This is a genomic window from Ensifer sp. ENS11, from assembly GCF_014851895.1.
Lineage (GTDB): Bacteria > Pseudomonadota > Alphaproteobacteria > Rhizobiales > Rhizobiaceae > Ensifer > Ensifer canadensis.
In genome coordinates this window covers 1-640 of sequence record NZ_JACVAN010000061.1, presented here as the reverse complement: position 1 = coordinate 640, position 640 = coordinate 1, and the positions used below count along the sequence as shown (strand labels likewise).

At 55.2% G+C, this 640-nt stretch carries 1 protein-coding gene; it reads right to left on the bottom strand.

Translation table 11 applies throughout. The features are described from left to right. Positions 1-286 precede the first annotated feature (286 nt). The coding region (locus IB264_RS34210) for a transposase (RefSeq protein ID WP_192435374.1) at positions 287-640 on the bottom strand (354 nt) is incomplete at its 5' end.

Sequence of the window (640 nt, the reverse complement as noted above, 5' to 3'; positions counted from 1 at the left end):
CTTCTCTATTCGGCGTGGTGAGGTCAAGCACCTTCTGACTGTCCGTAGCTATGGTTGATTGATGTCTTCGCAGTATCGCGCTTCTCTCCGGGATCGGCCTGCGTGGCCCTCCCACTATGGGACCAGAAGAATGAGGCGGAACAATCTAATCGGCGACCTGATCGCAATAGACGACCGTACCAAGACAACCAGCGAACTCACCCCATCCGTCGTCCTGCGAAGGACATCTTTCCACCGTCGGCGGAATCTTCTTGTCTCCTTTTGTTCTTGTCACCTTGGTTGCTAATTACGCAGCAACAGGCAAGCTCTCCCGTGTCCAACAGAATTCGGTTCCGTCACTCCACATGCGATGCATGATCACAGCAAGCCGTCGGGCCAACGCTACAACCGCCTTTTGCCTCCCGCGGCGTCTGGCGATATTCATCGCCCACGCTTTTAGCCACGACCATTTCTTAACGTTTACAAGCAGGACTTGCGCTGCTTCGTACAGCAGGGATCGCATCATCGCGTCACCGCAACAGGATACTCGCCCGACCCGTTTGCTTTCACCAGACTCGTTCAGTTTCGGCGTCAGCCCGAGCACAGAACCGACCGCCTTTGAATGTGCAAACCGGCCAGGAATATCGATGGTTGCCGTGTA